4 protein-coding genes and 2 tRNA genes are annotated in these 7,212 nt (G+C 72.4%); 5 read left to right on the top strand and 1 reads right to left on the bottom strand.

Annotated features, from left to right (window positions below):
- Positions 1–46: 46 nt before the first annotated feature.
- Positions 47–3,949 (bottom strand): phosphoribosylformylglycinamidine synthase, encoded by a 3,903-nt coding sequence (gene purL / locus HMPREF3099_RS04695; RefSeq protein WP_070704648.1) that lies wholly within the window; start codon positions 3,947–3,949, stop codon positions 47–49.
- A gap of 149 nt (positions 3,950–4,098) precedes the next feature.
- Between purL and clpS the strand changes: the two genes are divergently transcribed.
- From clpS to HMPREF3099_RS04670, 5 genes are all read left to right on the top strand, one after another.
- Positions 4,099–4,380, top strand: coding sequence for an ATP-dependent Clp protease adapter ClpS (gene clpS, locus HMPREF3099_RS04690; protein ID WP_070704651.1), 282 nt, complete (start codon positions 4,099–4,101; stop codon positions 4,378–4,380).
- Positions 4,380–5,096 carry a DUF2017 family protein gene (locus tag HMPREF3099_RS04685; RefSeq protein WP_070704645.1) on the top strand — a complete coding sequence of 239 codons (717 nt, stop codon included), beginning with the start codon at positions 4,380–4,382 and terminating at the stop codon, positions 5,094–5,096. Before clpS ends, HMPREF3099_RS04685 begins: the two co-directional genes overlap by 1 nt.
- 44 nt (positions 5,097–5,140) lie before the next feature.
- On the top strand, positions 5,141–6,721 hold the full coding sequence (gltX, locus tag HMPREF3099_RS04680) for a glutamate--tRNA ligase (RefSeq protein WP_070704642.1): 1,581 nt from the start codon (positions 5,141–5,143) through the stop codon (positions 6,719–6,721).
- A 143-nt stretch (positions 6,722–6,864) separates the two neighbouring features.
- A tRNA-Gln gene (locus HMPREF3099_RS04675) sits at positions 6,865–6,939 on the top strand.
- 85 nt (positions 6,940–7,024) lie between these two features.
- Positions 7,025–7,097: transfer RNA gene (locus HMPREF3099_RS04670), tRNA-Glu, on the top strand.
- Positions 7,098–7,212: the final 115 nt, after the last annotated feature.

Here is a 7,212-nt window from a genome sequence, read left to right as displayed (position 1 = left end):
CACCGGGGGTGGTGCGGGGCCCGGGCAGGTGCTGGTCGGCCGGGGATCAGCCGACCCAGGCGCGCGCGTTGCGGAACATGCGCAGCCACGGGCTGGCCTGGGCGGGGTCGCCGTCGCTCCAGGACATCTGCACGGTGCGCTGCACCCGCTCGGGGTGCGGCATCATCGCGGTGAAGCGGCCGTCGGCGGTCGTGACGGCGGTGAGCCCCTCCGGCGAGCCGTTGGGGTTGGCCGGGTAACTGGTGGCCACCCGCCCGTGGTTGTCCACGTAGCGCGCGGCGGCGACGACCTGCGAGGCGTCGCCCCGGGCCTCGAAGTTCGCCCGGCCCTCGCCGTGCGCCACCGCGATGGGCAGGCGCGAGCCGGCCATGCCGGTGAAGAAGACCGACGGGTTCTCCACGACCTCCACCATCGAGAGGCGTGCCTCGTACTGCTCGGAGAGGTTGCGGGTGAACCGCGGCCACGCCTCGGCGCCCGGGATGAGGTCGGCCAAGGCGGCGAACATCTGGCAGCCGTTGCAGATGCCCAGGCCGAAGGTGTCCTGACGCCCGAAGAAGGTGGCGAACTGCTCGGTGAGCCGCTCGTTGAACAGCACCGAGCGCGCCCAGCCCTCGCCGGCGCCCAGGGTGTCTCCGTACGAGAAGCCACCGCAGGCCACCAGGCCCGTGGTGTCGGCCAGGTCGAAGCGGCCGGTCTGCAGGTCGGTCATGTGCACGTCGTAGGTGTCGAAGCCCGCGCGGTCGAAGGCGAAGGCGGTCTCCACGTGCGAGTTCACGCCCTGCTCGCGCAGGACCGCCACCTTGGGCCGGGCGCCGAGGTTCAGGTAGGGCGCGGCCACGTCCTCGGCGGGGTCGAAGGAGGGCGCCACGTGCAGGCCGGGGTCGTCGTCGGCCCCGAAGGCGGCGTGCTCCTCGTCGGCACAGGCCGGGTTGTCGCGCAGGGCCGCGATGCGCCAGCTCACCTCGTCCCACACCTGGGCCAGCTCGTGCACGCCCTCGTCGAGGGCGGGCGCGCCGCCCAGCGTGACGCGCACCCGGCGCTCGGCGGTCGCGCGGCCGACCGTGGTCGAGACCTCGCCCAGCCCGTGGCGCGCCAGCAGCTCGAGCACCTCGTCGGAACGCCCTGCCGGGACGCCGAGCACCACACCGAGCTCCTCGGCGAACAGGGCGGCCACATCGGCGACGTCGGCCTCCACGCCCACGGCACCGGCGAAGGCCATCTCGGCCAGGGTCGCCCACAGGCCGCCGTCCGAGCGGTCGTGGTAGGCCGTCACCAGGCCGGCCCCGCGCAGCTCGGTGAGCGCGGCGGCCAGACCCACCAGCAGCTGGGGGTCGTCCAGGTCCGGCACGGTGCCGCCGAACTCGCCGCGCACCTGCGCCAGCATCGAGCCGCCGAGGCGGTTGGCACCGCGGCCCAGGTCCACCAGCACCAGCTCGTCGTCGGCGTGCACCTGCGGGGTCCACGTGCCGCGCACGTCCTCCAGGGAGGCGAAGGCCGACACCACCAGCGAGACAGGGGAGACCACCTCGTGCTGGGTCCCGTCCTGCTCCCACTTGGTGCGCATCGACAGTGAGTCCTTGCCCACCGGCACCGAGACACCGAGTGCCGGGCACAGCTCCATGGCCACCGCCTGCACGGTGTCGTAGAGCGCGGCGTCCTCGCCGGGCTCGCCGCAGGCGGCCATCCAGTTGCAGGACAGCTTCACGCCGCGCAGGGTCACCGGCGCCGCGAGCAGGTTGGTGAGCGCCTCGCCCACGGCCATGCGGCCCGATGCGGGGCCGTCCACCGCCGCGAGCGGCATGCGCTCGCCACTGGCCATCGCCTGGCCGGACAGTCCCACCAGATCGCTCAGGGTGACGGCCACGTCGGCCACCGGCACCTGCCATGGGCCCACCATCTGGTCGCGGTGGCTCAGCCCGCCCACGGTGCGGTCGCCGATGGTGATGAGGAAGCGCTTGGAGGCCACGCTCGGGTGGCGCAGCACGTCGAGGGCCGCGCCGCGCAGCGCGTCACCGGTGAGCGACGCGGTGTCCAACGCGTCGGTGGAGCGCTGCACACGCTGCACGTCACGCAGCATCTTCGGCGGCTTGCCCAGGAGCACCTCCATCGGCATGTCCACCGCGGTGTCCTCGGTCTGGTCTCCGCCGGCACCCGCGGCGCCGGTGACCACCAGCTGGCCGTCAGCGGTGGCCTCGCCGACCACGGCGAAGGGGCAGCGCTCGCGCTCGCAGAAGGCCGTGAAGCGCTCCAGGGAGTCCGGCGCGATGGCCAGCACGTAGCGCTCCTGGCTCTCGTTCGACCAGATCTCCTTGGGGGCCAGGCCGGACTCCTCCACGGGCACCGCGCCGAGGTCGAAGCGGGCGCCCAGCCCGGCGTCGTCGACCAGCTCGGGGAACGCGTTGCTCAGGCCGCCGGCGCCCACGTCGTGGATGGCCAGCACCGGGTTGTCCTCGCCCAGGCTCCAGCAGTGGTTGATGACCTCCTGGGCGCGGCGCTCCATCTCCGGGTTTCCGCGCTGCACCGAGTCGAAGTCGAGCTCCACGGCGTTGGTGCCCGAGGCCATCGAGCTGGCGGCGCCACCGCCCATGCCGATGCGCATGCCCGGCCCGCCCAGCTGCACCAGCAGGGTGCCGGGGGCGAAGCGGACCTTCTCGGTCTGGCCGGCGCTGATGGCGCCCAGGCCGCCGGCGCTCATGATCGGCTTGTGGTAGCCGCGGCGGACGCCGTCCACGGTCTGCTCGTAGACGCGGAAGAAGCCGCCCAGACCGGGGCGCCCGAACTCGTTGTTGAAGGCGGCGGCGCCCAGCGGGCCCTCCACCATGATCTCCAGCGGGGTGGCGATGTGGTCCGGTGCGCTGGCCCCGCCGGCCTCCCACGGCTCGTCGGTACCCGGCAGGTGCAGGTTGGAGACGGCGAAGCCGGTGAGCCCGGCCTTGGGGGCGCTGCCGCGACCGGTGGCGCCCTCGTCGCGGATCTCGCCACCGGCCCCGGTGGAGGCGCCGGGGAACGGGGAGATGGCGCTCGGGTGGTTGTGGGTCTCCACCTTCATGAGCACGTGCACCTCGTCCTCGCGCTCGGTGTAGCGGGAGGCGCCGGGCTGCTCGGGGAGCCAGCGGGTGATGCGGCCACCGGTCATGATCGAGGCGTTGTCCTTGTAGGCCACCACGGTGCCCTCGCCGGCCACGGCCTCGGTGTGCCGGATCATGCCGAACAGGCTCTTCTCCTGGGCCTGGCCGTCCACCACGAAGTCGGCGTTGAAGATCTTGTGGCGGCAGTGCTCGCTGTTGGCCTGGGCGAACATCATGAGCTCCACGTCGGTGGGGTTGCGCTCCAGGCGCGTGAAGGCCTCCACGAGGTAGTCCACCTCGTCCTCGCTGAGGGCCAGGCCCCAGGCGGCGTTGGCCTCCACGAGCGCCTCGCGGCCCCGCCCGGCGATGTCGACCCGCTCCATCGCGGCCCCCTCGCGCTCTGCGAACAGGCCCGCCAGGTCGTCGGCCGAGACCAGCACGCTCTGGGTCATCCGGTCGTGCAGCACGGCGGCGCAGGCCAGCCACTGCTCGTCGGTGAGGGGCTCGGCGGTGGCCAGGCGGTACTCCGTCACCCGTTCGACGCGCTCCACCGCCAGCCCGCAGTTGTGTGCGATGTCGGTGGCCTTGCTCGCCCACGGGGAGATGGTGCCCAGGCGCGGGGCCACGAGCACCACGGCCGCGCTCCCGGAGGTGTCCTCGATGGCGGGCTCGCCGTAGGTGAGCAGCTCGCGCACCCGGCCGGCGGTGGCCTCGTCGAGCTCCGCGGTGGAGGCCACGAGGTGCAGGTACCGCGCCGTGACGCCCTCGATGCAGGGCACCACCTCGCGCAGCCGGCGCAGCAGCGCGGTGGCGCGGAAGTCGGAGAGGGCGGACCCGCCCGGGACGGTGGTCAGCACGAGGTCGTGCGGCAGCGCGGCCATGTCAGGGACTCCTGGGCAGGGGGCGGGACGGGGCGGCGACATTCTAGGTCGCGGCCCCCACCCCTGTGCCGGGGCCACGGCGCCGGTGGGCGGGGACGCGCGCCGCTCTCTACAGTGGGGGAGTGCCTGAACCTCATCACACCCCCGGCCTGTCCGATCCCGAGGGCTCCCTCGCGCTCGCCGAGCGTTCCGAGCTCGACGCGCCCTGGTACACGCTCGTCTGGAACGACCCGGTCAACCTCATGAGCTACGTGACCTTCGTGCTCATGGACCACTTCGGCTACTCCCGGCACGTGGCCGAGGGGATGATGATGGACATCCACACCAAGGGCCGCTGCGTGGTCTCCACCGGCACCCGCGAGGCGATGGAGGTGGACACCCAGGCCATGCAGGAGTACGGCCTGTGGGCCACCTTCGGGCAGGACACCTGATGGCGCGCGCGTTCCGCTGGGAGGGCGACGCCGCGGTGGCGCACCTCGACGAGCTCGAGCTCGAGGCCCTCGCCGACGGCGCGACGGCCGTGATCACCATCCTCGGGGAGGAGCCCGGGGCTGCCGTGACCGGGACCGATGCCGTGCTGCCCGAACTCTCCGGTGGCCCGACCTCCTCGGGAGGTGCCTCGGCCGAGGACGACCTGCACGCCCGCTTCGAGGCGCTCACCGCCGGCCTCACCCCGAGCGATCCCGAGCTCGCCGTCGACCCGGTGGACCCGGCCGAGCTCCACGGCGGCGACCCGGCCCTGTCCCGCCTGCTCCCCGCCGCGCACACCAGCGACGTGGCCGCGGCCCGGGACTTCGCCGCCCTGGCCCACGACGGCATCCGCGCCACCAAGGTGGCCAACCTGCGGGCCCTCGTGGCGGCCTGCGAGCGGTCCCGGGAGTCCGGCGTCATGGCCCTGAACCCGCGCGAGGCCCGGCAGGTCATGGCCGCGTTCACCGACGTGCGCCTCGTACTGGCCGACCGGCTCGGCATCCACGAGGACCACGACGCCGAGCGCGTGGACGCCCAGACCTCCGAGCTCATCCGCGCCGTGGAGCGCGGGGAGACGCTCTCCGACGCCGACGAGGTGGCCCTGCAGCTGGGCATCCACCACGGCTTCGTCGGGTGGATGCAGGAGACCCTCGTGGAGGCCCTGCTGCGGCACTGACCGGCCGGGGACGAGGGGGCCGGCTGCCCTAGGCTGGAGCCACCATGACTGCAGCCTCTGACCAGACCGTCGCACCCGCCGCCCACGCCTCCGAGCACGCCGAGGCCACCGGCTCGGACGTGCGCGTCCGCTTCTGCCCCAGCCCCACCGGAACGCCCCACGTGGGCCTGGCCCGCACCGCCCTGTTCAACTGGGCGTACGCCCGCCACACCGGCGGCAAGCTCGTCTTCCGCCTGGAGGACACCGACGCCGCCCGCGACTCCGAGGAGTCCGCCCAGGGCATCCACGACATGCTCGAGTGGCTGGGTCTCACCCCCGACGAGGGTGTCCGTGAGGGTGGCCCGTACGCGCCCTACCGCCAGAGCGAGCGCCACGACCACCACGCCGAGGTGGCCCGCAAGCTGCTCGAGGCCGGCTACGCCTACGAGTCCTTCTCCACCCCCGAGGAGGTGGAGGAACGCCACAAGGCGGCCGGCCGCGACCCCAAGCTGGGCTACGACAACTTCGACCGGGAGCTCACGCAGGAGCAGAAGGACGCCTTCCGTGCCGAGGGGCGTGAGCCGGTGCTGCGCCTGCGCATGCCGGACGAGGACATCACCTTCACCGACATGGTGCGCGGCGAGGTGACCTTCCCGGCCGGCCAGATCCCGGACTACGTCATCGTCCGCGGCAACGGTGTGCCGCTGTACACGCTGGTCAACCCGGTGGACGACGCCGCGATGCGGATCACCCACGTCATCCGCGGCGAGGACCTGCTGAGCAGCACCCCGCGGCAGATCGCGCTCTACCGCGCGCTCATCGCCATCGGCGAGGCGGAGCAGGTGCCCACCTTCGGCCACCTCCCGCTGGTGCTGGGCAACGGCACCAAGAAGCTCTCCAAGCGCGACCCGGAGGCCAACCTCTTCCTCCACCGCGACCGGGGCTTCGTGCGCGAGGGCATGATCAACTACCTGGCCCTGCTCGGCTGGTCGATCGGGGGCGACCGCGACCTGTTCACCCCCGAGGAGCTCGTCGAGGCCTTCGACGTGCACGCCGTGAACCCCAACCCGGCGCGCTGGGACCAGAAGAAGGCCGAGTCCATCAACGGCGACCACCTGCGCCAGCTGGAGCTGGGTGACTTCACCGGCCGGATGCTGCCCTACCTGCAGGACGCGGGGGTGCTGCCGGACCGTCCCTCGATGGGGGAGCTGGCACGCCTCAAGGACGTGGCCGAGCTGGTGCAGACCCGTGTGCCGGTGCTCAGCGAGACCGTGCCGCTGGTGCGGCCTTTCTTCGTGGATGACGAGGCGCTGGAGCGGGACGAGGCCGCCGTGGCGGGCCTCAAGGAGGACGCGCCGCAGGTGCTGGAGGCCGCCGTGGCCGCTCTGGAGCAGCTGCCGGACACCCCGGCGGTCTCCCTGGGGGAGGACGGCGACGGTCCGCGCTGGGTGACGGCCGACATCGAGGCCACGCTGCGCGAGGCGCTGCTCGACGGGATGGGCCTGAAGCCCAAGGTGGCGTTCACGCCTCTGCGCGTGGCCCTGAGCGGCGCGAAGGTCTCGCCGCCGCTGTTCGAGTCGATGGAGATCCTGGGTCGTCCGTCGACGCTCGCACGCCTGCGCTCCTTTCGGGAGCAGCTGGCCTGACGCGGATCTCGCGACGGGGGACGGCCGATTGGCGTCCCCCGTCGGAGTTGTGTAAGGTATCGCCTCGGTTCGCCCCGCTGGGGAGAGCCGCTCACGACAGGTGAGGGAGCCCTCGGGTTCACCGATCTTGGCGCGAGAACCCTTGGGGTATGGTGTAATTGGCAGCACGAGTGATTCTGGTTCATTTAGTCTAGGTTCGAGTCCTGGTACCCCAGCCAGCAGCACGAGGAGATCTTCGGATCACCGAGATGCTGCAGAGGGCAAGCCCTTGTGGTAGAGTCCTCCAGTCGCAAAGAGCGACACGGCCCCGTTGTGTAGCGGCCTAGCACGCCGCCCTCTCAAGGCGGTAGCGCGGGTTCAAATCCCGTCGGGGCTACAGTTCAGAAGGACCCCGGTCTTCGGACCGGGGTCCTTCTGCATGTCCGGGTGATGCCTGTCCGGGGGAGGAGTCGTCCGACGGGGGCCAGGGCCACCAACTCGGAGCCCCGCTG

It is taken from the genome of Kytococcus sp. HMSC28H12 (genome assembly GCF_001816045.1).
In the GTDB taxonomy this organism is placed as follows: Bacteria; Actinomycetota; Actinomycetes; order Actinomycetales; family Dermatophilaceae; genus Kytococcus; species Kytococcus schroeteri.
Note: the sequence above shows the minus strand (reverse complement) of the source record. Positions and strands in the feature narration are given on the sequence as shown.